Annotated in this window: 27 protein-coding genes, 1 tRNA gene and 1 riboswitch; of the genes, 10 read left to right on the top strand and 18 right to left on the bottom strand. The window is 68.1% G+C overall.

Annotation, left to right across the window (positions count from 1 at the left end):
- Positions 1-137: 137 nt before the first annotated feature.
- Complete coding sequence (locus HL658_RS02465; RefSeq protein WP_180280292.1) at positions 138-1,115, bottom strand: 2-hydroxyacid dehydrogenase; 978 nt, start codon at positions 1,113-1,115, stop codon at positions 138-140.
- 107 nt (positions 1,116-1,222) lie between these two features.
- Between HL658_RS02465 and HL658_RS02460 the strand changes: the two genes are divergently transcribed.
- The 3 genes from HL658_RS02460 to HL658_RS02450 all read left to right on the top strand — a co-directional run bounded on the left by HL658_RS02460 (position 1,223) and on the right by HL658_RS02450 (position 2,689).
- Positions 1,223-2,086: a cell envelope integrity EipB family protein gene (locus HL658_RS02460; protein ID WP_246337242.1), complete on the top strand. Its 864-nt coding sequence runs from the start codon at positions 1,223-1,225 to the stop codon at positions 2,084-2,086.
- A 9-nt stretch (positions 2,087-2,095) separates the two neighbouring features.
- Positions 2,096-2,317 carry a hypothetical protein gene (locus tag HL658_RS02455; RefSeq protein ID WP_180280290.1) on the top strand — a complete coding sequence of 74 codons (222 nt, stop codon included), beginning with the start codon at positions 2,096-2,098 and terminating at the stop codon, positions 2,315-2,317.
- 153 nt (positions 2,318-2,470) lie between these two features.
- Entirely contained in the window at positions 2,471-2,689 is a 219-nt protein-coding gene (locus HL658_RS02450) for a hypothetical protein (protein WP_180280289.1), read from the top strand.
- Between the two features lie 22 nt (positions 2,690-2,711).
- On the opposite strand, the gene thiG is transcribed toward HL658_RS02450, so the two are convergent.
- From thiG to HL658_RS02395, 11 genes are all read right to left on the bottom strand, one after another.
- Positions 2,712-3,482, bottom strand: coding sequence for a thiazole synthase (gene thiG, locus HL658_RS02445; RefSeq protein WP_180280288.1), 771 nt, complete (start codon positions 3,480-3,482; stop codon positions 2,712-2,714).
- A 15-nt stretch (positions 3,483-3,497) separates the two neighbouring features.
- The gene (gene thiS / locus HL658_RS02440; RefSeq protein WP_180280287.1) at positions 3,498-3,713 is read right to left on the bottom strand and encodes a sulfur carrier protein ThiS; all 216 of its coding nucleotides are present in this window, start codon (positions 3,711-3,713) and stop codon (positions 3,498-3,500) included.
- The gene (gene thiO / locus HL658_RS02435) at positions 3,710-4,864 is read right to left on the bottom strand and encodes a glycine oxidase ThiO (protein ID WP_180280286.1); all 1,155 of its coding nucleotides are present in this window, start codon (positions 4,862-4,864) and stop codon (positions 3,710-3,712) included. Before thiO ends, thiS begins: the two co-directional genes overlap by 4 nt.
- A riboswitch (TPP riboswitch) is annotated at positions 4,859-4,955 on the bottom strand. It overlaps the preceding gene by 6 nt.
- 82 nt (positions 4,956-5,037) lie before the next feature.
- Positions 5,038-5,523, bottom strand: a complete 486-nt coding sequence (locus tag HL658_RS02430) for a DUF4383 domain-containing protein (protein ID WP_246337241.1) — start codon at positions 5,521-5,523, stop codon at positions 5,038-5,040.
- Between the two features lie 41 nt (positions 5,524-5,564).
- Positions 5,565-6,290 carry a protein phosphatase CheZ gene (locus HL658_RS02425; RefSeq protein WP_180280285.1) on the bottom strand — a complete coding sequence of 242 codons (726 nt, stop codon included), beginning with the start codon at positions 6,288-6,290 and terminating at the stop codon, positions 5,565-5,567.
- Positions 6,291-6,404: 114 nt separating this feature from the next.
- Complete coding sequence (locus tag HL658_RS02420) at positions 6,405-7,400, bottom strand: protein phosphatase CheZ (RefSeq protein ID WP_180280284.1); 996 nt, start codon at positions 7,398-7,400, stop codon at positions 6,405-6,407.
- Positions 7,401-7,418: 18 nt separating this feature from the next.
- Positions 7,419-7,784, bottom strand: a complete 366-nt coding sequence (locus HL658_RS02415; protein WP_180280283.1) for a chemotaxis response regulator CheY — start codon at positions 7,782-7,784, stop codon at positions 7,419-7,421.
- A gap of 283 nt (positions 7,785-8,067) precedes the next feature.
- Entirely contained in the window at positions 8,068-10,104 is a 2,037-nt protein-coding gene (locus tag HL658_RS02410; RefSeq protein ID WP_180280282.1) for a M24 family metallopeptidase, read from the bottom strand.
- A gap of 115 nt (positions 10,105-10,219) precedes the next feature.
- The gene (locus tag HL658_RS02405; RefSeq protein ID WP_246337240.1) at positions 10,220-11,113 is read right to left on the bottom strand and encodes a 50S ribosomal protein L11 methyltransferase; all 894 of its coding nucleotides are present in this window, start codon (positions 11,111-11,113) and stop codon (positions 10,220-10,222) included.
- A 117-nt stretch (positions 11,114-11,230) separates the two neighbouring features.
- Positions 11,231-12,628, bottom strand: a complete 1,398-nt coding sequence (locus HL658_RS02400) for a hypothetical protein (protein WP_180280280.1) — start codon at positions 12,626-12,628, stop codon at positions 11,231-11,233.
- 61 nt (positions 12,629-12,689) lie between these two features.
- A complete protein-coding gene (locus tag HL658_RS02395; RefSeq protein WP_180280279.1) occupies positions 12,690-14,981 on the bottom strand; it encodes an ATP-dependent helicase in 2,292 nt (763 codons plus the stop codon).
- 507 nt (positions 14,982-15,488) lie between these two features.
- Between HL658_RS02395 and HL658_RS02390 the strand changes: the two genes are divergently transcribed.
- The gene (locus tag HL658_RS02390) at positions 15,489-16,175 is read left to right on the top strand and encodes a LuxR C-terminal-related transcriptional regulator (RefSeq protein WP_180280278.1); all 687 of its coding nucleotides are present in this window, start codon (positions 15,489-15,491) and stop codon (positions 16,173-16,175) included.
- Positions 16,176-16,283: 108 nt separating this feature from the next.
- Entirely contained in the window at positions 16,284-17,435 is a 1,152-nt protein-coding gene (locus HL658_RS02385; RefSeq protein WP_180280277.1) for an EAL domain-containing protein, read from the top strand.
- Between the two features lie 25 nt (positions 17,436-17,460).
- Here HL658_RS02385 and HL658_RS02380 read toward each other — a convergent pair whose 3' ends face one another.
- Positions 17,461-18,021: a hypothetical protein gene (locus tag HL658_RS02380; RefSeq protein WP_180280276.1), complete on the bottom strand. Its 561-nt coding sequence runs from the start codon at positions 18,019-18,021 to the stop codon at positions 17,461-17,463.
- Positions 18,022-18,212: 191 nt separating this feature from the next.
- On the opposite strand from HL658_RS02380, the gene HL658_RS02375 reads away from it, so the two are divergent.
- Positions 18,213-18,653, top strand: coding sequence for a YccF domain-containing protein (locus HL658_RS02375; protein WP_180280275.1), 441 nt, complete (start codon positions 18,213-18,215; stop codon positions 18,651-18,653).
- A gap of 59 nt (positions 18,654-18,712) precedes the next feature.
- Here HL658_RS02375 and HL658_RS02370 read toward each other — a convergent pair whose 3' ends face one another.
- A complete protein-coding gene (locus tag HL658_RS02370) occupies positions 18,713-19,150 on the bottom strand; it encodes a CBS domain-containing protein (protein WP_180280274.1) in 438 nt (145 codons plus the stop codon).
- A 412-nt stretch (positions 19,151-19,562) separates the two neighbouring features.
- Here HL658_RS02370 and HL658_RS02365 point away from each other — a divergent pair, with 412 nt between their 5' ends.
- Entirely contained in the window at positions 19,563-19,922 is a 360-nt protein-coding gene (locus tag HL658_RS02365; protein WP_180280273.1) for a hypothetical protein, read from the top strand.
- A gap of 101 nt (positions 19,923-20,023) precedes the next feature.
- Here the strand turns inward: HL658_RS02365 and HL658_RS02360 are convergent, their stop codons facing one another.
- From HL658_RS02360 to HL658_RS02350, 3 genes are all read right to left on the bottom strand, one after another.
- Positions 20,024-20,437 (bottom strand): DUF3574 domain-containing protein, encoded by a 414-nt coding sequence (locus tag HL658_RS02360; protein ID WP_180280272.1) that lies wholly within the window; start codon positions 20,435-20,437, stop codon positions 20,024-20,026.
- 13 nt (positions 20,438-20,450) lie between these two features.
- Entirely contained in the window at positions 20,451-21,908 is a 1,458-nt protein-coding gene (locus HL658_RS02355; RefSeq protein WP_425485311.1) for an NAD(P)H-hydrate dehydratase, read from the bottom strand.
- Positions 21,909-21,985: 77 nt separating this feature from the next.
- Positions 21,986-22,061: transfer RNA gene (locus HL658_RS02350), tRNA-His, on the bottom strand.
- A 281-nt stretch (positions 22,062-22,342) separates the two neighbouring features.
- On the opposite strand from HL658_RS02350, the gene HL658_RS02345 reads away from it, so the two are divergent.
- The 3 genes from HL658_RS02345 to HL658_RS02335 all read left to right on the top strand — a co-directional run bounded on the left by HL658_RS02345 (position 22,343) and on the right by HL658_RS02335 (position 25,226).
- Positions 22,343-22,681, top strand: a complete 339-nt coding sequence (locus HL658_RS02345) for a P-II family nitrogen regulator (protein WP_029008550.1) — start codon at positions 22,343-22,345, stop codon at positions 22,679-22,681.
- 238 nt (positions 22,682-22,919) lie between these two features.
- Positions 22,920-24,329 carry a type I glutamate--ammonia ligase gene (glnA, locus tag HL658_RS02340; protein WP_180280270.1) on the top strand — a complete coding sequence of 470 codons (1,410 nt, stop codon included), beginning with the start codon at positions 22,920-22,922 and terminating at the stop codon, positions 24,327-24,329.
- Positions 24,330-24,428: 99 nt separating this feature from the next.
- Entirely contained in the window at positions 24,429-25,226 is a 798-nt protein-coding gene (locus HL658_RS02335; protein ID WP_180280269.1) for a hypothetical protein, read from the top strand.
- Positions 25,227-25,266: 40 nt separating this feature from the next.
- Here HL658_RS02335 and HL658_RS02330 read toward each other — a convergent pair whose 3' ends face one another.
- Positions 25,267-25,917: a ribonuclease T2 family protein gene (locus HL658_RS02330; RefSeq protein WP_180280268.1), complete on the bottom strand. Its 651-nt coding sequence runs from the start codon at positions 25,915-25,917 to the stop codon at positions 25,267-25,269.
- Positions 25,918-25,942: the final 25 nt, after the last annotated feature.

The raw sequence follows: 25,942 nt of genomic DNA, 5'->3' as shown, positions 1-25,942 counted from the left end.
GGCGTGCCAGAGCTCAAACCCTTGGAATTCCTCAAGATTGCCACCCGGTCGATTCTGCCGCCCCAGCCCGCCCCCGGCAGGTTTTTCCCGGCGGCGGCCGAGTCGGTGGGAAGTTTCCGCAGCGCACCCGTCCGCCGTCACACCACGCGGTCGGGCGGCTCGCGACCCGCGAAGAAGGCGTCGAGATTGTCGAGCGCCTTGAATCCCATGGCGTTGCGCGTCTCCACCGTGGCGCTGCCCAGATGCGGCAGCAGGAAGGCGCGGTCGAGCGCGCGGTAGCCGGAATGCAGGTTCGGCTCGTTCTCGAACACGTCGAGCCCGATGGCGGCCACATGGCCCGCCTTCACCGCCGCGATCAGCGCCTCGTCTTCCACCGCGGTGCCGCGGGCGGTGTTGACGACCACGGCACCCTTCGGAAGCCGCGCGATCCGCTCCGCGTTCAGCCAGTGCCGGGTCTCGGGGGTCGCCGGGAAATGCAGCGACAGGACGTCGGCCTCTGCCAGCATGGCGTCGGCATCCGCGTGGTAGATCGCACCCAGCTCCTGGTCGGGCGGCAGGCGGCGGCGGTTGGAGTAGTGGATCGCCATGCCGAACGCCCGCGCCCGCGCGGCCACCGCTTGGCCGATCCGTCCCATGCCCACGATGCCCAGCCGCTTGCCACCGAGATGGGTGCCAAGGAGCTGGGTGGGATTCCAGCCCGGCCAGCCGCCCGTCCGAACCATCCGCTCCCCTTCCGACGCTCGGCGGGCGGCGCCCAGCATCAGCAGCAGCGCCACGTCCGCCGTGGCGTCGGTCAGCACATCCGGCGTGTTGGTCACGACGATGCCGCGTTCCCGCGCCGCCGTCAGGTCGATGTGGTCGGTGCCGACGGAGAAGGTTGCCAGGATGCGCACGCTGTCCGGCAAGGCGCGGATGACGTCGACGGTCAGCTTTTCCGCCGGGCAGCAGAGGATCCCATCGGCATCCGTCGCAAGCGACACCAGCGCATCCCCCGACCGGCTCGAGTCGTCGGGGTTGAGCTTGGCGTCGTAATCGCGGGCCGCGCGCTCCTCCACCGCGTCGGGCAGACGGCGGGTGACCAGCAGTATGGGGCGATGTGCGAGCGTTGCGGGCATGTCCCGTCCTTCCCTTGAATGGCGGATTCGTCCAGGCGGGTCTTTCGAACCGCACGGAAAACACCCATACTTCAAACCCGAGGCCTCAATCACCTGTGGACATCGTCTTGCCGAATCGCCGTTCCCCGATCCGCCTCGCCTGTGTGGCGACGGCCGCCGCTGTCCTCGTGTCCCTGGCCCCCCTGTCCTCCCCCGGTGCCGCGGAGCGGCGGCCGGCAGCCCAGCCGCAATCCGCCGTCGCCGCCGACATCGCCCCGCACCGTGCCATCTACCGCATGTCGTTGCTCTCCGCGCGCAACAGCTCGAAGGTGACGGACGTGCGCGGCCGCATGATGTTCGAATGGGCGGACGCCTGCGACGGCTGGACGACGGAGCAGCGATTCCAGCTCCGTTTCGTCTACGCCGAGGGCGACGAGATGAACATGACCACCAACTACACGACCTGGGAGGCGAAGAACGGGCAGCGCTACCGCTTCAACGTCCGCAAGCTGGTCAATGGCGAGGTGGACGAGGATCTGCGCGGCGAGGCGGTGCTGAAGCCCGGCGGCGGGGCTGGCGAAGCCCGTTTCTCCAAGCCGGAGGAGTCGCAGATGGAGTTGCCGCCCGGCACCATGTTCCCCACCGCCCACACGCTGGCGATCCTGGAGCACGCGCGCGACCAGAAGCCCTTCTTCAGCCGCACCATCTTCGACGGGGCCGACGCGGACGGGGCAACCGATGTCAGCGCCGTGATCGGCAAGGCGGCACCCGCGCGAAAGGACACCAACGACCCGCTGTTGCGCAACCAGACGGGCTGGCCGGTGCGCATGGCCTTCTTCCCGCTCGCCAGCGATGCGGCGACGCCGGAATATGAAATGTCCATCCGTCTGCTGCGAAATGGCGTCGTGGAATCCATGCAGATCGATTATGGTGATTTCGCTGTGGATGCGGTTCTGGAGAAGCTGGAGCCGCTGCCGAAATCGGGATGTTGAGGAGGGGCCGTGGTCGTCGCCGACGATATCGCCGTCCTGGTGGTCTGGTACACGGTGAGCGCCTTCGTCGTGCAGCCGGCCGCCCGTTCGGCCGCGAAGAGCATGGCCGAGATGGCGCAAACCAACGCGCAGGTGATCGAACCCGTTCCCGACCCGAACGCCAGCCTGCAATGGCTGACCGACGCGCTTCCGAAGGACGGCCGCCAGAAGCACCTGTTCCTCGGCGACTGATGCCCGCCGCTGCGGCTGATGTGCAACGCATACGCGCGCGTTGTTAAGGTCGCTTGCCTTCGGCCGCTTGCGGTTGTTTACTAAAATCCGTAACACGGGCATCGGGTCGGCGTCGCGTCATGCGGCGGGACAGGCGCTATTGGCGGGGATGGAATGAGCAAGAAGCGCGTTCAGGTCGGTCAGGTCTACCAGACCGTGGGATCGAGCGTCGGGCGCACGTGGCGGGTCAAGGCCACCGTCGATCTTTTCGGCATCCCGCACGCCCGGATCGTCAGCACCGAGGATGAAGGCGACGTGAAGACGCTGAGCTGCACCGTGCTCATCGATGCGGCGCATTATCGCTTGGTGGAAGCGGCGCCCGCGGCGGCGTGACGCCGCGGGGCGCCTACGCCCCTCAGCTCCCCACGAGCCCGAGCTGCGGGCTTGACGGTTCGGCGTGGGTCAGGATCGGGATGCGGCCTGCCGAGCGGGCGAGACGGCCGGCTTCTACGCCGTGTTTCATGGCCGCCGCCATCCTCACGGGATCCTCGGCTTTTGCCACCGCTGTGTTCAGCAGCACCGCCGCGCAGCCGAGTTCCATGGCGAGTGCCGCGTCCGATGCCGTGCCGATGCCCGCGTCGAGGATCACCGGCACCGGGCTGCGCGCGCAAATTCGCTCGATCGCCCGCGGGTTGCTCACCCCCAGGCCGGAGCCGATGGGTGCACCCAGCGGCATGACCGCCGCAGCGCCGGCATCCGCCAGCTTGCGGCAGACGACGGGATCGTCACCGCAGTAGGGCAACACCTGGAACCCGTCACCGACCAATTCCGCCGTTGCACGCAGCAACTCCTCGGAATCGGGGTGCAGCGTCTCCCGGTCGCCGATCACCTCCAGCTTGACCCAATCGATGTCCAGCGCCTCGCGCGCGAGGCGGGCGGTCAGCACCGCCTCCTTCGCGGTCTGGCAGCCGGCGGTGTTGGGTAGCACGGTCCAACGGCCACCGAGCAGATCGACCATGCTCTCGGCATAGCCTTCCAGGCTGATGCGGCGGATGGAGACGGTGACCACCTCCGCCCCGCTGGCCTCGATCGCGTCCAGCATCACCTGGCGGTTCGGGTATCCTGAGCTGCCGATGAGCAGCCGCGAGCCGAGCCTGCGCCCGGCGAGCGTGAAAACATCGTCCATGAGAGGAATGCTCCTTCAGCCGCCCTGGAACGGGCGGACGATCTCGACCGTGTCGCCGGCCGCCAGTGGCGTGCCGGTCCAATCGGCGGCGCGCAGAACGGCGCCGTTCAGCGCCACCGCCACGCCGCGCGTTCCGGGCGGGATCCCGCGGGCGGCCAGCAGGTCACCGACGCAGCCCCAGCCCAGCGCCTCCTCCGCCCCGTTGACGCGGATGGTTGTCACGGCGCTCATGCCGCCCTCCGCACGAAACGGCCGACGCCGAAGGACCGCAGAGCCGGTTCCACCACACCCGTCAGGATGAAACGGGATACGAGGTCCGCCGTGATCGGAGTCAGCAGGATGCCATTGCGATGATGCCCCGTGGCGTAGACGAGGCCGCGCACCGGTCCGGGGCCGAGGATGGGCGCGTCATCCCTGGATCCCGGCCGGAAGCCGACCCAGGTCTCCTCGACCGGCAATTCCTCGATGCCGGGAAGGGCGCGCCACGCGCTGTGCAGCAACGAGAGCAGACCACCGGCGGTGATGCGGGTGTCGAAGCCGCGCTCCTCCACCGTGGCACCGACGAGCAGCCGGCCGTCGAGCCGCGGGATCAGATAGACGCCCGGCGCCCACACCACATGGCGCAGCAGCGGTTCCTCCGTCGCCATGCGGACGGACAGCATCTGGCCCTTCACCGGCCGCACCGGCGGGCGGGCCGCCTCGGGCAGCCCTTCGATGCCGCCGGACCAGGCACCGGCCGCGAGCAGCACCGTGCCGGCTTCATGCTCGGTACCGGCAACGTGCAGGCCGCGCACGGCGCCATTCTCCACCAGCACACGCTCGACCGCGGCACCCTCATGGATGCGGCCACCGGCCTGTGTGAAGGCGACCCGCAGCGCCTCGGCCGCCAGCCGGTTTTCCACCTGATGGTCGCCGGGACTGTGGATCGCGCCGCTCGCCCCTGGATTGAGGCAGGGCTCCCGCTCCCGCAGTTCGGCCGCGGACAGCCAGCGCGTGGGAAGGCCATGCCGCTGCTGGTGCCCGAACTCGGCCCGCAGGCGGCGCAGGTCGTCGCCGGTGAGGGCGACGTTCAGGATTCCATCCTGCCGCATGCCGATGTCGATGCCGGAGGTGGCGACCAGTTCCCGCGCGAAGTCCGGCCACAAGGCCTGACTTTGGCGGTTGAGGGCGGTCAGGGCATGCTCGCCGGGCTCGGCCTCGGCCGATGCGGCGAGCATGCCGCCAGCGGCACGGGTGGCGCCCTGCCCCACCCGCTCCTTTTCGAACAGATCGACGCTCCGGCCCGCCTGGGCAAGCCGCCAGCCGACCGCAAGACCTATGATTCCGCCGCCGACGATGGCGATGCGGTCATGAACGGGGGAAACACGTGATACGGGTGTCATGCGACCCGGCTCCCTTCGCTGGCATTACCCAGACAGGTTCGATGGGTGTGATCTCAGCCGCACGGACAGTGCGGCACCCCAAGCCTGGACTGCAGAATGGCTGCCGAAGGAGGCGGGCGCAAGAGTCTTGTCGCCGTGGCGACCGGTAATGTCCGGCGCCCGCCCTTATCCGGTCAGATACGGCCGCGCTCGCCGGTCCGCGCCGTGGTGACGTCGGATTCCCGTTCGGTCACACCGAACCCGACGATGCCAGCAACCACCGCCAGCAGGGCGTGCAGCCACACATCGTGGCCGTAGAGCGGAACAAGACCGAAGGTGGTGTTGAGGCCGGGAATGATCCCCATGACGGTGAACACCGCATAGACAACCGCGACCGAGCGGAGATACACACGCGACGGCAGGCGACCGCTGAAATAGGCGAAGAAACCCCACAGCCCGAATGCGAGGTGGACGACGTTGTGGAGCCAGTTGACGGGAAACAGGCCGAAGAGACGGCCGTGCATGCCGTCCATCGCCACGCCATCGGCGGTCGGCGGGGCGACGAGTCCGTCGATGAAGCCCGCGATGCCGATGGCCAGGAACGCGATTGCGAAGATGAGCGTGACGTTTCGCCACCACATGGCTTGGATCTCCCATTGACTGTCCGGAGTATTGGACAACCAACCGGCGATCCGGATCCCGCGTTCCTGCCCGTACCGCTTTAGCCGAAGAGGGCGTCGATGTCGGCCTGGCTGATGTTGCCGGCATCCGTGGAGGGAGCCGGGCCGTGCAGGTCGAGGTCGCCATCCTTCTTGGTCACGGACGGCGGCAGCGGCATTGCTTCGAACTCGCGGCGGTTCCAAACGCCCATCATGGCGTCCACCCGCTCCTCGATGAAGGACAGGGCGCGGACGACCTTGGTGATGCGCTGGCCGGTCAGGTCCTGGAAGTTGCAGGCCTCGTAGATGCGCACGATGACTTCCGTCATGTCGTGCACGCGGTCGGCCTGATAGCCCTCCGGCATGGAGGACTTCAGCTCCTGGACGATCTCCTCGAGCTCCTCCGCACAGGCCATGATGGTGTTGGTCGCCACCTCGGTGGCGGAGACGACGGCGGTCAGCTCCTGCGACGCCTGCTCGAACTTGTCCTCGCCGGCCAGCGGGTGGCGCAGGGCCGCCATCTCCACCTTGGTCGCCTTGATCCGGCCGGAGATGTCGGCGATCTCGGTCTGGATATGGTCGATCTGCTGGGCGTCCATGGTCAGGAAGCGGTCGAGCTTCTCACCGAGCTCGCCGATGGCCTTCATGACCTCGCGGTTGTCGACGCTGAGCGGTCCCGATGCCAAGGCCGCCGGAACCGGCGCGCCATCGGCGGCACCCGGCAACGCCTTGCCGTTGCGCTTGGCCTTCTGGATCTCGGCCATGAAGGGCTTGCTGATCTGCTGCATCCCGCTCCTGCCTTCCTGGTCCGCTTCGACTGGTGGTCCGATGTGTGCTCGATACGAAAACGCGACGCTTCTGGTTCCACTGGTCTGTCGGGTGGGCGCACGGCCGCGGTTGGATCAGCCGAACAACGCGTCGATCGCGGCCTGGTCCAGAGCCGGCTGCGCTCCGCCGCCAGCCGGCTCCGCCGCTGCGGGGGCCGGTGGCGATGCCTTGGGGGGAGTTTTCGGCGGCGGCTTTGGCGCCGCCTTTGCCGGAGTCGGCGGCTTGGCCGCCGGTTTGGGTGGCGGTGGGGGCGGCGGCGGCGGCGGTGGCGGCGAATCGAACAGGCTGTCGATATCGGCCTGCGACTGCATCTCCTTCACCGGTTCCGGAGCGGGCGCCGGGGGCGGTGCCGGGGTCGGATCGTCGAACATGCTGTCGACATCCGCCTGACTGACGCCATGCCCCTCGAGCTGCGGACCGTTGAGGAGGTGCGCATCCGGCCGCGTGTCGGTCGGCTCGTGCTGGATATCGAGGTGACGCAGGCCGTCGTCACCCCAGATCCCGATCATCGCGTTGACGCGCTGCTCGATGTAGCGCAGCGCGTTCACCACCTTGCTCGTCCGCTGACCGGTCAGATCCTGGAAGGAGCAGGCGGTGAAGATGTTCGTCACCTCCGACTCGATGTCCGCGCACAACTCGTTCGCGGCACCGTCCGCCCGCAGGCGCCCGGCCAAATCCATCAACGCCTCAGCGGCGTTCAGGATCTCGAACGACGCTCGTTCCGTCGAGATGACGATCGCGTCGAGCTCGTTGGTGGCCGACAGGATCTTGTTGGACGCGCCGTCCGGCGGGCGCAACGCGGCAACCTCGCGCCGCGCCTGCTCGATGGAGGCCGCCATTTCCAAGAGTTCGCGCCGCAGCACATCCACATGCTTGGCCGCTTCCACCGTCTCCGTCTGGACCTTCCAGGACTGACGGAACTCGACGAGCATGGTGCGGACCTCTTCAGCGGCGGCACCGAGAGACCGCCTGTGGTAGCGCCTCAGAAAGGCGCGACCCTTGGCGGTCCGGGCTATCGCTTCCTCGATCTGCTCAAACTCTTCGTCCGTGAGCTGCGGCAGCGCGTCCAATACCGAGAACTCCCAATATCAGCCGCCGATCACGGACTGGATCTTCTGCTTCAGGGTATCGGCGTTGAACGGCTTGACAATGTAGTTGTTGACGCCCGCCTGCTTGGCGGCGATCACGTTCTCGGTCTTGCTTTCGGCGGTGACCATGATGAACGGGGTCGGGGCGAGCTTGGCATCCGCCCGGATTTCCTTGAGGAGCTGGAGGCCGGTCATCGGCTCCATGTTCCAGTCGGAGATCACCAGCCCGAACTTGCTCTCGCGAAGCTTCGTGAGCGCGGTGACGCCGTCGCCTGCCTCGTCGATGTCGGTGTAGCCGATCTGGGTCAGAAGGTTGCGGACGATGCGCCGCATGGTGGCGTAGTCGTCGACGACCAGGATCTTCATAGAAACGTCTCCGCATTCATCGGTTGCTATGGCCCATCCCCGCTTGCGGCGGCCCGGGCGCGAGAGCGATGCCGCATGGAAATCGACCGGATTGTGATGCCTCAACTCTTAACAAAAGTCATCCATTAGAGAGTTTCGACGCGAGTCCGTGAAGATCGCGTTATCCTGGCACGGCGTTCCGCCCTGTCACCGAATGGTCACCCGCCGGCACGCCGGCTCCACCACGAACGGATAGCAAAGCCGATCCAAGATTGCCAGAAACCCGCCACCGACGCACGCGCCTTCATCCGCCGCGTCGAGCCTGGTCCAGCGGTGCCGTGACCCGCCCCAGCCACGCCGCGGTATCGCCATCGACGAGCGGTGTCAGCTCATCCCGGACCCGCGCGTGGTAGGCGTCGATCCATGCAACCTCGACAGGAGAAAGCAAGGTCACATCGATCAGAGCGCGATCGATCGGCGCCAGCGTCAGCACCTCGAACCCCATCATCGGGCGCTCCGCGCCCACCGGATCCGGCGCCGGCTGCACGACCACCAGATTCTCGATGCGGATGCCGAAGGCGCCCGTCTTGTAGTAGCCCGGCTCGTTGGACAGGATCATGCCGGGCTGGAGCGCTATGGAATTCGGGATCTTGGCGATTCGCTGAGGCCCTTCGTGCACCGACAGGTAGCTCCCCACCCCGTGCCCGGTGCCATGGTCGAAGTCCAGCCCGGCCTGCCAAAGCGGAAGCCGGGCCAGCGTGTCGAGCTGCGACCCGGTCGTGCCCTTCGGGAAACGGGCGGTGGAGAGCGCGATGTGGCCCTTGAGCACCAGCGTGAAGCGCTGGCTCATCTCCGCCGTCGGGGTGCCGACCGCGACCGTCCGTGTGATGTCGGTGGTGCCGTCCAGATACTGCGCGCCACTGTCCACCAGATAGAGCGTCCCCGGCTCCAGAAGCCGGTCGGTCGCCTCCGACACCCGGTAATGGACGATGGCGCCGTTGGGGCCGGCCCCGGAGATCGTCTCGAAGGACAGGCCGCGGAAATGCTCGCCGCTCCGGCGGCTGGCGAGCAATGCCTCGGCGGCCGCGGTCTCCGTCACGCGCCCGCCCGGCGTCTCCTCGGACAGCCATTTCAGGAACCGCACAACCGCCGCCCCGTCGCGCCGATGGGCGGCGCGGGTGCCGTCCAGCTCCGTCGGGTTCTTGCAGGCCTTGGGCAGTGCGCAGGGGTCGCCATCACGCACCACCAGGGCGCCGGCCAGATGCAGACGGTCGAAGATGGCTGCCGCGGCGCTCGTCGGATCAGCCAGCACGCGCCGCCCGCCGCGGCCGAGTTCGTCCAGCGCCCCGGCGAAGGACTCCGGGGCGTGGACCGAGACCTGGTTGCCCAGATGCTCGTCCAACCCTGGCACCAGCTTGCGCCGGTCGATGAACAGGTCGACGCGCGCCTCGTCGTCCACGATCGCGAAGGCCAGCGGCAACGGCGTGCAGGCCACATCGCCGCCGCGGATGTTGAGCAGCCAGGCGATCGAGTCGGGGGCCGTCAGCACCGCCGCACCGATGCCGTTCCGCTTCAGGCGCTCCGCGATGTCGGCGCGCTTCTCGGCGGGGCTGCGGCCGGCGAAACACAGCGGGTGCGCCACGACGGGGGCCAGCGGCACCGGCGGCTGGTCCGTCCACACCGCATCCACCGGGTTGTCGGGACAGGGCACCAGCGCGATGCCGGCGCGCTCAAGCTGCCCGCGCAGCTTTTCCACCCAGCCAGGGGTGTGCAGCCAGGGATCGTAGCCGAAACGGCCCCCGGTCGGCAGCGCCTGGACGATCCAGTCGCCCAGCGGATCGTCGGTCAGGCTCCGGTAATCGTACAGCGCCTGCGGCACCTCGGCCCGCACCTGGATCGTGTAACGCCCGTCCACGAACATCGCCGCCCGCTCGTCCGTGACGGCGGCGAATCCGGCCGAACCGGTGAAACCGGTCAGCCAGGCGAGGCGCTGGGCACGCGGCGGAACATACTCGCCCTGATGCTCGTCCGCCCGCGGCACGACGAACCCGTCGAGCCCCACGCGCTTCAGCCTGGCGCGGAGCGCGCCAAGCCGGCCCACCGGATCGGGAGCGGAGACCGCCGCTCCGGCGGTGAGCGCGTCCTTCTCCTGCCTCAAGGTGTCGGCGAGCGGGGTGGCCGGGTCCACGCCCAGCAGGGCGAGCCACCCATCGGGATCCTCTCCCGGCGGGGCCGCCAGCACACCCTTCAGCAGCTCGCGCAACGCGGCCGGCGTCACCGAGATGCCAGCCTCCTCCAGCAGCGCGGTCAGGCGGCGGTCACCCTGGTCAGCCTTGGACACGGCTCAATCCCCAAGCAGTTCGATCGCCCACAGGCTAAGACGGCGGCGCCGCGAATCGCAAGCGCCGCACCCGGTCCACGGCCGAACGGGCGAGGACGCCCTCAGCGCACGCGGGTCAGCGCCCGATCACCAGCGTCGTCCAGTCGCCCACCGGGATGCGGGCGATCAGCCGCAGGCCCTGGGCGCGGTGGGCCTGGAGCACATGCCGCTCCTGCCGCGCCAGCAGCCCGGCCAGCACCGCCACCCCGCCCTTCGCCAGATGGCGGCGGAGCTGCGGCGCCATGCGGGCCAGCGGACGGGCCAGGATGTTGGCGGTGATCAGACGGTAGGGCTTGTGGCGGGCGACCAACGGTGTGCGGTAGCCGTCACCGCCCTGCGCGCGGATCCGTGCCGCGACCCCGTTCAGCCCGGCGTTCACCTTGGTGACGCGCACCGCCTCCGGGTCGATGTCGACGGCGGATACCGGAACCCGCCACGCCTTGGCGACCGCCAGCGCCAGGATCCCCGAGCCGCAGCCCATGTCGAGCGCGCCGCCACGCGGCCCGCGGCGCAGACGGTGCCGGCGCACCAGCCGGTCGAGCGCCAGCAGGCATCCCTTGGTGGAGCCATGCTCCCCCGTGCCGAAGGCGGTGGCGGCGTCCACCAGAAGCGCCACGGCCCCGCCGGGCACCTGCCCTTCGTGATGCGAGCCGTGCACGAAGAAACGGCCGGCGCGGATCGGCGGGAAGCCCTGGTAGCTGTGCGACACCCAGTCGATGGGCGGCAGCTCCTCCACGATCAGCAGCGGCTCCCCGATGCCCACCGCCCCCGCCAGCACCGCGACGCGGGCGGCAAGGCGGGCGCGATCCGGCTCGCCGTGCACGGTCGCCTCCACCAGCCACGCCCCGCCCTCTTCCAGCTCGAAGGTGGAGACGGCGTCGGCATGGTCGCCGATCGCGTCGGCGAAGGCGGGGGCGTGCGCTTCGGGAACGGTCAGCGCGATGCGCCAGAGCTTGTTCGTACTGGACAAGGGATCACCCACGCGGCCGGGAAACAGGTTGTGCGTGCACCGTCGGACAAGGCGGAGGACCCGCGGCGCCACGCCGTTACCGGACGCCGGCACCCGCATCGGCACCCCCGCCCTTTATCATTCCCGCCCGGCGAATCCAACCCAGTCCAAATCCCGCAGGGTCTCCACGCGCAGTCTGGCGATCTCGGGGTTGTGATTCATGTAGCGGGCGAGACATGGGGCGCTTTTCTCATCCAGCGCCAACAGGCAGGCCAAGCCTTCGCGCGTCAGGTCGTAATGGCGCTTGATGCCCGTCAGCATCGACAGGTTGGCGGGAACCATCGCCATGGCAAAGGCGACCGCCAGCCCGCCCATCCCCCGAGTCGTGACCACCGGATTCGGCAACCGCGTCAGCACGACCGTCCACAGACCGATCACGGCCACGGTGAAAAGCAGCGAGATGGTGATGTAACGGGACGCGGCACCATTGCCGACGAGCAAGGCGACGCTTCCGTCCGGCTCGATGGACGGAAGCCGCCCCAGCGCGGTGGCGAATCCGGAAATCCCGACAAAGGCCGCCAGCAGGATCCAAGGCAGCCATTCGGCCCGCCGGTCCCACGCGGAGGTCAGCAACCGCAACGAGCCCACCGCCATCAGGAGCACGAGCAGCCCGCCGATGAACGCTTTCTGAAGCTGCGATCCGCCCAGAAGCCCGCCGATCGACACCAGCACGAACTGCAACAACAGATCCGGCCGGCCGAGCATTTCCAGCTTTCCCGGAACTCCGGGGACAAACATCGGGTGCCAGTCGTGGAAATAGACCGCCGTCGCCACGGCACCCGCCGCCAGCCAACCGGCAAGGACGGGCCATCGGCCGGGTCGCGGGTGGAGCAGGATCATCACCGCGCCCAGCGGCCACAACAGGACACCACTCGCCAGGGAGTATTGGGCGAGCAGCACGGCGGCCACCGCGACACCCAGGCGCGGCACGCCCCGACCCGGACCGGCTGCATCCAGCGCGCGGGAGAGCGCATGCACCGACAGGACGATGCCGAACAGGGCGAGGTACCATTGCACCTGCCAGCCCCACAGCCAGTTCCCCTTTTGCGCCAGCGAGAAGACCGCGGCCGCAATCAGCAGCGCGACCAGCGCATGGGGCCGGGGCGGCAGGGCCACGAGGTTCGGCCACAGCATCCGCAGAAGGACGGCCACCGTGGCGAAGGCCAGCAGATGGTTGGTCCACAGCTCGGCCCGGATGTCCCAGCCGGTGACGACCGCCAGGGCCAACATGACCAGGCGCGGGAACAGCATGCGATGCTCGTTGTGCTGCGCCTGGAGCAGGTCCAGCGTCAACGATCCGTCCCGCATGGCGGCCAGGTAGGGAACGAGCTCCCACTCGTCGGCATAGGGGAAATTCAGCCCATAGCGGAGGATGACCGTCGCCGTGGCCGCCGCCGGGACCAGCACCGCGAGGGCAACGGCCGCCCAACGAACGGCCGATCGCCGCTCCGGATCACCAATGTCACCACCGGTCACGGAGACCGTCCCCGCTCATAGGAACGTCCGATTCTTCACGATCACGATCAACGGCAAGCATTCATCCCGCCTTCTCGGCCGGCATCACGAAGCTGTCCATGACCTTCTTGTTGCCGGACTGGTCGAAATCGATGGACAGCTTGTCCTGCTCGATGGCGACGACGGTGCCATAGCCGAACTTCTGATGGAACACCCGCGCCCCCTTGGCGTAGGGAGCGTCGGGGCGCGGGCGCGCCTCGACATGGTAGGCGGTGCCCTCCAGCGTGACGCCGCGCATCGGGGCCTGCCGCTGCGGTGCGCGGAAGTCGAATCGCGGCGACTCGCGGAAACCGCCGAACCCTGCCTGGCCGCCGGCGCCCGACGCTCCGGCGAACAACCCGCTCTGCGCCTCCGCCTCCACCGCGTCGCCCGGCAGCTCGTCGATGAAGCGGGAGGGGATGGCGCTCACCCAATTGCCGTAGAGCCGCCGGTTGGCGGCGTGGCTGACATAGGCGCGCTTGCGCGCGCGGGTCAGCCCCACATAGGCGAGCCGCCGCTCCTCCTCCAGCCCGGCGATGCCGGTCTCGTCGAGCGCGCGCTGATTGGGGAAGACGCCCTCCTCCCAGCCTGGCAGGAAGACGATGTCGAACTCCAGCCCCTTGGCGCCGTGCAGGGTCATCAGGGTCACCTGATCGACGCCGGCGGCCTCGGCGTTCTCCATCACCAGGGCGACATGCTCCAGGAAGCCGCCGAGATTCTCGAACTCGGCCATGGCGGTGATCAGTTCCTTCAGGTTCTCCAGCCGGCCCGGCGCCTCCGGCGTCTTGTCCTCCTGCCACATGCGGGTGTAGCCGGACTCGTCCAACACCATCCGGGCGAGGTCGGTGTGCGGCGCGGTCTGCGCCAGCGCCCGCCAGCGGTGGAAGTCCTGGAGCAGCGAGCGCAGCGTGTTGCGCAGCTTCGGCTTCAGCTCGTCCGTCTCGGTCAGCGCCCAGCCGGCCTCGGCCAGCGGGGTGCCGCGGAAGCGGGCGGTCTGGTAGAGGGTCTGGAGCGCCGCCGGGCCGATGCCGCGCTTCGGCACGTTGATGATGCGCTCGAAGGCGAGGTCGTCGTCGGGCTGGTGGACGACGCGCAGATAGGCCATGGCGTCGCGGATTTCCTGCCGCTCGTAGAAGCGCGGGCCGCCGATCACCTTGTAGGGCAGGCCCAGCGTGATGAAGCGCTCCTCGAACTCGCGGGTCTGGAAGCCGGCGCGTACCAGCACGGCCATGCTGCCAAGCGACACGCCCTTGCGCTGCAACGCCTCGATCTCGTCGGCGGCCCAGCGCGCCTCCTCCTCGCCATCCCACACCGCCTTGACCCGCACCGGCTCGCCGCCGTCGGCGCTGGTCCACAACGTCTTGCCGAGCCGTCCCTTGTTGTTGGCGATCAGACCGGAGGCGGCGGCCAGGATGTTGCCGGTTGAACGGTAGTTCTGCTCCAGCTTGATCACCGCCGCACCGGGGAAGTCGGCCTCGAAGCGCAGGATGTTGCCGATCTCCGCCCCGCGCCAGGCATAGATGCTCTGGTCCTCGTCGCCGACGCAGCAGATGTTCTTGCTGGCCTGGGCAAGGATGCGCAGCCAGAGATACTGGGCGACGTTGGTGTCCTGGTACTCGTCCACCAGGATGTAGCGGAACTTCCGGTGATACTCCGCCAACACGTCGGCGTGGCTCTGGAAGATGGTCAGATTGTGCAGCAGCAGGTCGCCGAAGTCGCAGGCGTTCAGCGTCCGCAGCCGGTCCTGATACGCTCGGTAGAGCGCGACCACCCGCCCCCCGGCCACATCGCCGCCGTCGCTCTCGGAAAGCCGGTCGGGGGTCAGGCCGCGGTCCTTCCAACGTTCGATCACGCCGAGGATCTGACGCGGCGGCCATTTCTTGGCGTCGATGTTGTCCGCTTCCAGCAACTGCTTGACCAGACGGATCTGGTCGTCGGTGTCGAGGATGGTGAAGTTGGACTTCAGCCCCACCAGCTCGGCGTGGCGGCGCAGGATGCGCGCCGCCAGGGCGTGGAAGGTGCCGAGCCACCAGCCCTCCGGCTCCACCCCCACCAGGGCGGCCACGCGTTCGCGCATCTCGCGCGCCGCCTTGTTGGTGAAGGTCACCGCCAGGATCTGGAAGGGCGCGGCACGCCGCGTCATGAGCAGATGGGCGAGCCGGGTGGTCAGCACCCGCGTCTTGCCCGTGCCGGCTCCCGCCAGGACCAGAACCGGCCCGTCCAGCGCCTCGACCGCGGCCCGCTGCGACGGGTTCAGGCCGTCGAGATAGGCGGCCGGGCGGGCCGGGGGCGGCGGGGCCGCGTCCATGCGGCTCAGCGGATCGTCATCGTACATGGCGGAACCGTCGGTGTCTGGCATGGAGGCTGTATAGCACGCCCGACGCCACGCCGAACCCCTGCCATACCGGGGCCGGCACGCCACCCCGACCAACGTCATAGATCCCGCATCGCCCCCTGACCCGCGTTCCTATCCCTTCGACCGATGGAAAGCCATAAGAACATCCCCTTTGTCACGAGATGTATCTGAATTGGCCCTTAGAAATGCCGCATTCTCCCCGACACTGTTCGACCGTGGCTACTGGTTTGCAGCATTGCTCCGTCCGTTCGACTTGAACCCCATGACCAATTCAGGATTTTGGCTTTGGGCATATGCCCAAATTGAGACAGTATTTCGCCATTCGTGAAATTCTCGTTCGCTCAATTCCGGGGTAAGGTCTCTCCAGATCGACGAGCACTGGGGAGGTTCCGGTCGGTTCCGAAATCTCCAGCGGTGAGCTGACAAACCCCACACGCGTCGTACGGCGCAACCCATGTGAACTCTGGAAGAAGGCGGGTAGCAACGATGACTCCGGTGAATGTCTACCTCATCGACTCCAACAAACTCTTCCGCGAAGGCATGAAGCGCCTGTTCGAAGGCACCCAGTTCAACGTTGTCGGCGAGTCGGGCACGATGCGCGATGTCGTGTCGGCGATCGACGCCGCGGCCGTGAAGCCGGAACTGATCCTCGTCGACGTGCCGAGCGGCGCCGACGAGGAGGTCGAGGCGATGCGGGCACTCCGCGCCGAGCATCCGGACATCCGGATGGTCATCCTGACGAACGACCTGTGCACCCGCCGCCTCTCCGGTGCGCTCGGCGCCGGGGCGGACGGCTATCTGATGAAGGACATCGCCTGCGAGGCACTGATGCAATCGCTGCGGCTCGTCATGATGGGCGAGAAGGTGTTCCCGACCCATCTCGCGGCCCTGCTGGTGTCCGGTCGCGCCGATGATTTCGGCCAGGAGGTTCCGGCCCGCCGCAAGGGCCTGTCGCAGCGCGAGGTGCAGATCCTCCGCTGCCTGCTGAGCGGCAACAGCAACAAGATGATCGCCAACCATCTGAACATCACCGAGGCGACGGTGAAGGTCCACCTGAAGAGCCTGCTGCGCAAGATCAACGCGTCCAACCGCACGCAGGCGGCCATCTGGGCCCTCAACAACGGCATCGGCGACCAGGCCGCCGACGCCCGCGCCATGGCCTCCATCGCCTGACCGGGAAGCGGTTACGCCGCCGGCCGGGCAGCCCGCCGGCGGCCTCTCAACCCCGCCTTGCGGCCATGGCCGACAGCGCGTAGATTCGGCGCGCTGTCGGAGCCTAGCATGTCCCAATTGGTCCTTGTCGCGGGCGACGTTATATTTCGTGAAGGTGACCCCGGCACCTGCGCCTACATGGTGGAGTTCGGGGAAGTCGAGATATCGACCGACGGGGGCACCCGTCTGTTGAGCAAGCTCGGCCCCGGCGACCTGTTCGGGGAAGTCGCGATACTCGACGGCGGTGTGCGCACGGCAACCGCCGTGGCGACCGGGGACACGCTGCTGACGACGGTGGCCGGCGAGGATCTGGCGAACCGGCTCGCCAACTCGGACCCGGTCGTGGTCCACCTCATGAAAACCGTGATCCGCCGCCAGATCCGGCAGAGCCGTGGCGATGTCGACACCGGGCTTTCGGCGTCACTGACCGATCGTGCCCTGCTGGAGCTTCGCCGCGAGCGGGAGATCCGTGAAGCCCTGGAACGTCGGGAGTTCGAGGCCTTCTTCCAGCCCATCGTCGGGTTGGAGGACCGTGTCCTGCGCGGTTACGAGGCGCTGGTCCGCTGGCGTCGCAGCGACGGGACTCTCGTGTCGCCCGCCGATTTCCTGCCGGTGGCGGAGCGGAACAACCGCATCCGCGAGATCGACCTGCAGATCCTGCATCAGGCCTGCAGGGCCGCGGTCGACTGCCTGCGCCGCTCGCCGCGGGCGGCGGCGTCCGACCTGTTCGTCACGGTCAACTTCGCCCCCCTCCATTTCCGCGACCATGCCATCGTCGATGAGCTGCAACGCGCCCTCACCGCCACCGGCCTGCCGGCCCGCCGGTTGAAGGTCGAGTTGACGGAGACGGCGCTGCTGGAAAGCAGCGACGCGACCATCTCGGTCATTAACGGCATCCGGGCGCTCGGCGTGCGGGTGTGCCTGGACGATTTCGGCACAGGCTATTCCAGCCTGGGCTACCTGCACCGCTTCCCGATCGACACGCTGAAGATCGACCGCTCGTTCGTGCTGGCGATGATGAACGGCGAGCGTGGGCGGAAGCTGCTCGTCGCGGTGCTTGACATGGCCCGGGCGCTCGGCTTCGACACGGTGGTGGAGGGCATCGAGGATGAACCGGTCGCGGTCGTCCTGGCCAAGATGGGGTGCGCGCTAGGCCAGGGCTATCTGTTCGGTCGGCCGATGGAACGGAGCCGGATGCTGGCGTCCCACCGTTCCCTCTGACGTCACCCGGCCGGCACGGCCGCTCTCAGTGCAGCGTGGCCCCGGTGGCCGGCAGCACCGCGGCGGCGATGTCGGCGGCCCGGCCATGGGGACGGTGCAGCGCGGCCTTCAACTCCCCCCACTCCGGCATGCCGCCGAGCTGCTGGAAGAGCTGAGCCGTGAAGGCGACGATGGCATGCTCCAGCGGCTCGTTGTCGGGGGCAAGGGCGTTGATGGCGAGGCAGGACTCGGCGGCGCTCTCGAAGATGGCGGAGGCCACCACGGCACCGGCCCCGACCGGCGGCAGCCGCACCGGAGGCGGCGGGTTGCCCGACAGACGCAGCGTCCGCAGGTTCTCCACCATGATCCGCGCCTGGATCGCATTGTCCATGGACGCCGCCATGGCGAAGCCGGCCTGATCGTCGATGGCCGCCCGCAGATGGCGCAGCGCGCTGACGAGCCCATGGGTGACGTCCGCCTGACCGGCCCGCTCGGCGGCCGCGGCGGCGGCGCTGTCGATGATGGCGGCGACCACAGGCGACAGCGGCCGCTGCCCTTCCTCGCCCGCGGCTTCGGCGGTGGCGGCTTCGGGAATTGCGCTGGTCATCGGGCCTCCCTCGACGCATGGCGGGACGTTCGGAGTAACAATGTCCCCCAACGTCATCTGTTGCGCGCGGGGCGCCGGTTCAAGATCATGACCGGCGTATCATAGGGCCCATCGGGGGCTGACCGGCGGTACGACCCTGTGAAGTCGGGGGCGGCATCCCCAAATCTCCGGTGAAACCGAAAGAGGGAGCCATGTCACCTTTGAATCTGCTGCTGAACGTCCTGTGGGTGATCTTCGGCGGCATCTGGATGGCCGCCGGCTGGCTGCTCGCCGCGGTCATCATGGTGCTGACCATCGTGGGCATCCCATGGGCCGCGGCGGCCGTCCGCATCGCCTGGTACACGCTGCTTCCGTTCGGGCAGCAGGCGGTGCGCCGCGACGAGCATCGCGGGCGCGAGGATATCGGGACCGGCCTGCTGGGCACGATCGGCAACATCATCTGGTTTGTCTTCGCGGGCATCTGGCTGGCGATCGGCCATCTGATCACAGCGGTCGGTCTGGCGATCACCATCATCGGCATCCCCTTCGCCTGGGCCCACCTGAAGCTGGCGGGGCTGGCGCTCTGGCCGATCGGGATGGAGATCGTGCCCAACGACGAGATCGAACGTCGACGCGCCTTCGGCCGTCCGTGACGCCGTGCGGACCCCCCGCCGCCCCGGCAGGGGCGGCGGGGGGTCCGCACGGCGTCCGCTCACATGACTTCGGTCAGGCTTTCCATCAGACGCGTCTCGCGATCGATATCGGCCAGTTCCTCGCCCATGAAGTCACGCATCGACACGATGCCGACGACGCGTCCGTTCTGCACGATCGGCAGGTGCCGCATGCCGTTGTCGTGCATATGGCGCAGCGCCTCATGAACGGTGGCGTCGGGTCCGATCGTCAGTGGATGGGGTGTCATCACCGCGGCGAGGCGCGTGCGATCGGGGTCGAGCCCGTCGGCCACCACCCGCTCGGTGAGATCCCGTTCCGTGAAGATGCCCGCGATGTGGCGATCCTCCGCTTCGGTGACCACGACCGACGCCACATGGGCCGCCTTCATGCACCCGGCGGCCTCGCGCACGCTGGCGTCGGAGGACAAGGCGACGACGACACGGTTGTTGAGCAATTCGCCGACGTTTCGGTGCATCATGGCCGCATTCCCTCTGGACGTTGTTGGTGGTGACGACACCCCTCCAGCCGGCACCGCGCCCGGTCTTTCCGGCTGCGTTTACTTCGCACTTGCAAAAAAACGTGTGCCACTCAAATCATCGGCGTTGTAATTATTCTTCGTAAGTTTTCCGATGACGAGATAGGAGAAGGCTATACTTCCCCTTCTCTTCTTGCGAGATCTTGTTTTGCATTATTTTGTCATGCTTGCCATGCTGTCGCAGCATGCGACAAATGCACCCATATCGGCAAATTTTGCCACCCATTGGCACGGAAAACGCAAATCACGGCCGGCCGCAGACAAGCTTTAACTTTTAATCAACTCTGTCTGGCCGATGATCCTCGCACACTGGTTGAACGGGGGATCCGGTCCCCCAGCCGAAGCGGATGAGCCGATGTCGTGGTTTTCGAAGATGGGCGGGCGCGGCAAGACCGGCGCCGCGCCCGCCGCCCGGGACGACAAGCCCAGGCCCGACCGCCCACCGAAAATCATGATCGACCGGCACGAGTACAATCCGGAGGAGTTCATCCTCGGCACGTTCCGGATCCGCCCCTACGACGGCGACCTGATCGCCAAGCAGCAGTTCGATTTCCGCATCGTGTTCGATCTGGGCGGCGAAACGGTGGATTTCGCCTGCCGGGGCATCGTGGTGCGTCTGGACGAGCAGGTCGGGCTGGTCGCCCGCTACCACCAACCGCAGCCTTTCTACCAGCGCAAGCTGATCGATTATCTGCGGGCCTGGAAGGGCCTGTAACTCCCCGCCAACCGGTCAGCCGCCGCCGGCGCACGGCGGCCCCCACCCCGATGACGACAACCAGGACGGTCGGCAGCACCGGCATGTTGGCGCCGCGGCGGTCAGAACGCCACGCAGGCCGTGCTGTAGACGCGCAGCACCGACTGCTGGTCGAATCGCCGCTTGTACGCATCGACCACAGCCGACAGGCGACCCGGCGCATCCCCCGGTGGGTGCGGCAGGACGACGGTCAGCACCTTTCCCGGCTCGCGCACGATCGGCGCGCCTGGATTGTCCCGCCATTGCCCCAGTGACTCCGTGACCGTGAATCCGTCTGGAAAACGCGGCGTGATCTCCTCGTCAAGGAAGCGGGCCCAGTCCGCGTCCGTCACACGAAGCCGGTCCCCCGCATTCAGGCCGAAGTAGAGCGCGGCCACGGTCGTAGCCTCCAGCCCGACCGGGCAGCCCGGCACCGGCGGAGAGGCGCAGCCGGCAAGCCCGGCGATGAGGCAGAGGGACAGCAGGGCGCGTCGCATGGTCGCCAGCCTATCAGCCCGCCTTCAACCGCGCCAGCACCCCCGGCAGCGTTTCCGGCAGATCCTCGGCGATCAGGCCGGGGCCGAGGGCCGATGCCGCCTCCCCATGCAGCCACGCGGCGGCGCAGCCGGCGTCGAAGGCGTCCATGCCCTGGGCCATCAGACCGAGCGCCAGCCCGGCCAGCACATCGCCGGCCCCGGCGGTGGCCAACTCCGGCGGCGCGTTCGCGTTGATGGCGGCACGCCCGTCGGGTGCCGCGATCACCGTATCCGGGCCCTTGAGCAGCACCACCGCGCCGCAGCGTTCCGCAGCGGCGCGGGCCCGATCCAGCTTCGATCCCGCCGACCCGCCGAACAGGCGGCTGAACTCACCCTCGTGCGGCGTCAGGAGACAGCGGGAATCGAGCCGCTCGAACAGCGCGTCGGGCTGTTCCGCGAAGGCGGTGAGCGCATCCGCGTCGATGACGCAAGGCTTCCCGGCCTCCCGCGCGGCCAGGACGTGCCCGCGTGTGGCCGCCCCCCCTCCGGCCCCCGGCCCCAGCAGCACCGCGTTCCTGCGTGCGTCGGCGAGCAGGGCCGCGAAGCCTGCGTCGTCCACCGGCTGCACGATCAGGCTGGGCGAACCCGCGGCGTAGATGGCGAACGCTTCCGGCGGGCAGGCGACGGTGACCAGCCCGGCCCCCACCCGCAGCGCCGCGCGCGCCGCAAGCCGCGCAGCACCCGTCATCACCCCACCGCCGCGAACCACGGCATGGCCGCGATGGTACTTGTGGCCATCCAGCCGCGGCCAGGGATAGCGATCGCTCCAGACGGCCGGACCGTTGCGGACGGTGCGCGGACGGATGTCGTCGAGAACGGCGGGCGGAATGCCGATGTCCGCCACCACCGTCTCGCCGCAACGCCCGCGGCCGGGAAGCAGCAGGTGACCAGGCTTAGGCCGGAAGAAGGTTACGGTGAGGGCCGCCGCCGGGGCAGCACCCAGGACACCGCCGCTGTCGCCGTGCACGCCGCTCGGCACGTCCACCGCCACGACCGTCAGCCCGTCCATCGCCCGCACCAGCGCCAGAGCCACCCCGTCGAGCGGCCGGGTGAGGCCGGCACCGAACAGGGCATCGACCACCAGGGGAGTCCCTTCCAGCAGCGCCGGAGTCGCGGGTTCGACCGGGCCGGTCCAGGCCGCCGCCGCCCCGAGCGCGTCGCCCCTTAGCGCCTCCCGCGATCCCAGAAGGCCGAGTCGCACCGGCCAGCCATCCCCGGCCAGGATGCGCGCGATCACGAATCCGTCGCCACCGTTGTTGCCCGGACCGCACAACACCGCCACCGGGCACGGCGGCCAGCGGCGGCGGATTTCATCGGCGACCGCGCGGCCGGCGTTGTCCATCAGCACGGATCCCGGCACCCCGCCCGCGATGGCGAGCGAGTCGGCACGGTACATCTCGGCGACGGACAAAATCTCGGCGTGGGGTTCCATCGACATGCGCTCCGCTGCAGCTGCGGGCGAGGCCCGCCGCAGCGGGAATTCGGCAGGAACAGGCCGGAAAGGGGGACTGGGGCGATGGATGGGACTCGAACCCACGACCACTCGGACCACAACCGAGGGCTCTACCAACTGAGCTACCACCGCCGCAGTGGGCCGTTGATATGCCGCAAAAGCCCTGACCGGTCAAGCACTCTTTCTCACCGTTGTTTGGCAGCGCCACACCGGCGACGGCTTGCACCAACTGCACAAACAATGTTCACTTCGCTGAATTCGTCGGCAAGCCCCTGCCCCGCCGGGCGGCAGTCGCTGCGCCTCGCCATGCCTCCAAGTGGACAGCGTGGTTGGCACGGGGTGTGCTAACCAGTGCGCGTCGGTGGAGCCCGGACGGTGCCTGCCGGCGTTGGCACCTCGTACACGAGAGACCCATGAAGAAGATCGAAGCCATCATCAAGCCGTTCAAGCTGGACGAGGTGAAGGAAGCGCTTCACGAAGTCGGCATCAAGGGAATCACCGTGACTGAAGCCAAGGGCTTCGGCCGCCAAAAAGGACACACCGAGCTTTACCGTGGCGCGGAGTACGTCGTCGACTTCCTGCCGAAGGTGAAGATCGAGGTGGTCATGGAGGATTCGCTGGTCGAACGCGCGATCGAGGCGATCCAGCAGGCGGCCCACACCGGCCGGATCGGCGACGGCAAAATCTTCGTCACCCCCGTGGAAGAGGTCATCCGCATCCGCACTGGTGAAAAGGGCGCCGACGCCATCTAGCTCCGTCCATTCCGGCAAGCGCCCGAGAAGCGCACCGGCACACGCCCCATCGCCCGCACGCGCGTCCCTGACATGGGCCGATCGCGGCGGAAAGGCGCGAACCGACGCCCGGTCTTTTCCGCCGCGTTGTGCGAACCGCCAAGGCGTGACATAACCTCCGCCGCGAGCGCCGTCACCCGCCGCATCCACGCCGGGCCCGACGCTGCGGGAACAACCCCTACCAGGTGAGAAGCAAGACATGTCCGACATCAGCAAGGTCTTCGATCTGATCAAGGAACACGACGTCAAGTACGTGGACCTCCGCTTCACCGACCCGCGCGGCAAGCTGCATCACACGGCGCAGCACATCTCGACGATCGACGAGGACGTGTTCGAAGACGGCATCATGTTCGACGGCTCCTCGATCGCCGGCTGGAAGGCGATCAACGAGTCCGACATGATCCTGCAGCTCGACGCGTCGACCGCGGTGATGGACCCGTTCGCGGCCCAGCCCACGCTGTCGATCCTGTGCGACGTCTACGAGCCGTCGTCGGGCCAGCCCTACGCCCGTTGCCCGCGCGGCATCGCGAAGGCGGCCGAGAAGTACACGGCATCGGCCGGCATCGGCGACACCGTCTATTTCGGCCCGGAGGCCGAGTTCTTCGTGTTCGACGACGTGAAGTTCCAGGTCGACATGAACAAGGTCTCCTACGAGTTCGACTCGGAGGAAGGCCCCTACACCTCCGGCAAGGACTATGAGGACGGCAACCTCGCGCACCGCCCGGGCGTGAAGGGCGGCTACTTCCCGGTTCCGCCGATCGACAGCGCCAACGACCTGCGCGCCGAGATGCTGAGCGTGCTGGCCGAGATGGGCGTGCCGGTCGAGAAGCACCACCACGAGGTGGCGGCGTCCCAGCACGAGCTGGGCATCAAGTTCGACACGCTGGTTCGCACCGGCGACAACATGCAGTACTACAAGTACGTGGTGCACAACGTCGCCCACGCCTACGGCAAGACGGCGACCTTCATGCCGAAGCCGGTGTTCGGCGACAACGGTTCGGGCATGCATTGCCACCAGTCGATCTGGAAGGAAGGCCAGCCGCTGTTCGCCGGTTCGGGCTATGCCGACCTGTCGGAGCTGGCGCTGTACTACATCGGCGGCATCATCAAGCACGCCAAGGCGCTGAACGCCTTCACCAACCCGAGCACCAACAGCTACAAGCGTCTGGTCCCGGGCTACGAGGCGCCGGTGTTGCTGGCCTACTCCGCCCGCAACCGCTCGGCTTCCTGCCGCATCCCGTACGTCGCGTCGCCGAAGGGCAAGCGCGTCGAGGTCCGCTTCCCGGATCCGTCGGCCAACCCGTACCTGGCCTTCGCCGCCATGCTGATGGCCGGCCTGGACGGCATCCAGAACAAGATCCATCCCGGCGAGGCGATGGACAAGAACCTGTACGACCTGCCGGCCGAAGAGCTGGCCAAGGTCCCGACCGTGTGCGGCTCGCTGCGCGAGGCGCTGGAGAGCCTGAAGGCCGACAGCGCGTTCCTGCAGAAGGGCGACGTCTTCACCGCCGACATGATCGACAGCTACATCGACCTCCGCATGGAGGAGGTGATGGCCTTCGAGACCATGCCGCACCCGATCGAGTACAAGATGTACTACAGCGTCTGATCCGGACGCCAAGGGCCGGACCTCCGGGTCCGGCCTCGCACGCGAAGACCTCTCCCAGGGCGACCCGGGGGAGGTCTTCGCGTATGGAGGCTCGGTCCGATGCTGCGCGAATCACTGGAATATCTGCTGACGCCCTGCCCACGCCACATCCGTGCGCTGGGCTACCTGTCGGAATCCGTGGCGCTCGGCGCCCGTTACCGGCGGCAGAGCCGGGTCTGGACGCCTCATGTGGCCGCGTGCCGGCGCTTCATCCTCGACGCGGCGGATCGGGTTCCGGCCGACGGGCGTCTGTTGGTGGCCGGGGCCGGTCGGCTGATCGAGCTTCCCCTGCACGAGCTTTCCGGGCGTTTTGCCGAGACCGTGCTGGCGGACGTCGTCCACCCCCTGCCCGTCCGCTTGGCGGCTTGGCGCGTCCCGGGAGTACGGCTGTGGTCGCTGGATGTCGCCGGTGTGTTGGGGCCACTGCACGCTGCTCTCACGGCCGGGGGTCCGCTGCCGGTGCCGCCGCCGGACGGGCTGTTCGACGGTCCGCCGTTCGACCTCGTGATTTCCTGCAATCTTCTGAGCCAGCTCCCGCTTCTGCCGCTCGACGCGATCGAAGCACGGCGGCCCGTGATCGATGAGGCGTCGCGGCACGTCTTCGCGCAAGCCCTGGTGCGCGCCCATCTGCGCTGGATGCGGCGGGCGGGGCGGGCGGCCGCTCTCTTCACCGATCTGGAGAGCGTGTGGCTGGACCGTGCCGGACGGGCCGTCGAGCGCGACTCATCCCTCTGGGACATCCCCTTGCCCCCGCCCGACCGGGCATGGGAGTGGGACATCGCACCGGCGGGCGAGCAGGACCGTGACCTTGCCCTGCGTCACCGGGTCGGCGCGTGGTTCGACGTGCCCAACGCCTGACCCTGCAAGGAAGGGCCGCAAGATCAGGGCCCCGGAACCATCACCGCACCGTCAGCGTCTGGTCGGGCTTGCAGCGATCCTCCACCTTGGCGCCGCAATCGCGGAAGACCAGGTCCTTGTCCATGCAGATCCGAATCTCATAGAGGCCCTGCCGGTCGCAGATGGTGGCGATGCGGGCGGGTGTCAGGTCGAAATTCACCTCGACGAAGCGCTTCTCGACCTGCTGCGCGGTGACGGCGGTTCCCGGCGTCGCGGTGACGAACTCCGGCGGGATGCGGACACGTTCCCAGGCGGCCATGGCGTCGGCGAAATAGAGATCGGCGGTGAGCCCGCTGCACGTGCCATGCTTCGTCCACTGGTGCTCGACCAGTTCCGGGGTGGGCATGATCTCCAGCATGGCATCGGCCACGCGCTTGGGGATGTTGCGGTCGCGGGTGCAGCGCTCCGGCCAGCCGCCGGCGTTCCATTGCGGCCACAGCCCGTGCAGGACAAAGCCGGCGCGTTCGCCGCCGGTCGCGCATTGCCGCGGGTCGGCGTTCTTGCCCTCGCGCGCGCAATAGGCGGGTGTCCAGCTCAGAGCGTAAAGATAATAATCGAACTCGCCGGGCTTCCCCCGCTCCTGCGCCAGGAGAGGGCCGCTGCCGGAAAGAAGAAGGATGGCAGCCACGGCTGCCGCGTGGATCCTGCGCATGAGCCGGTCCTGTTGCACTGACACC

The organism is Azospirillum oleiclasticum (genome assembly GCF_013423485.1).
Taxonomy (GTDB): Bacteria; Pseudomonadota; Alphaproteobacteria; order Azospirillales; family Azospirillaceae; genus Azospirillum; species Azospirillum oleiclasticum.
This window is presented reverse-complemented; position numbering and strand designations above follow the sequence as displayed.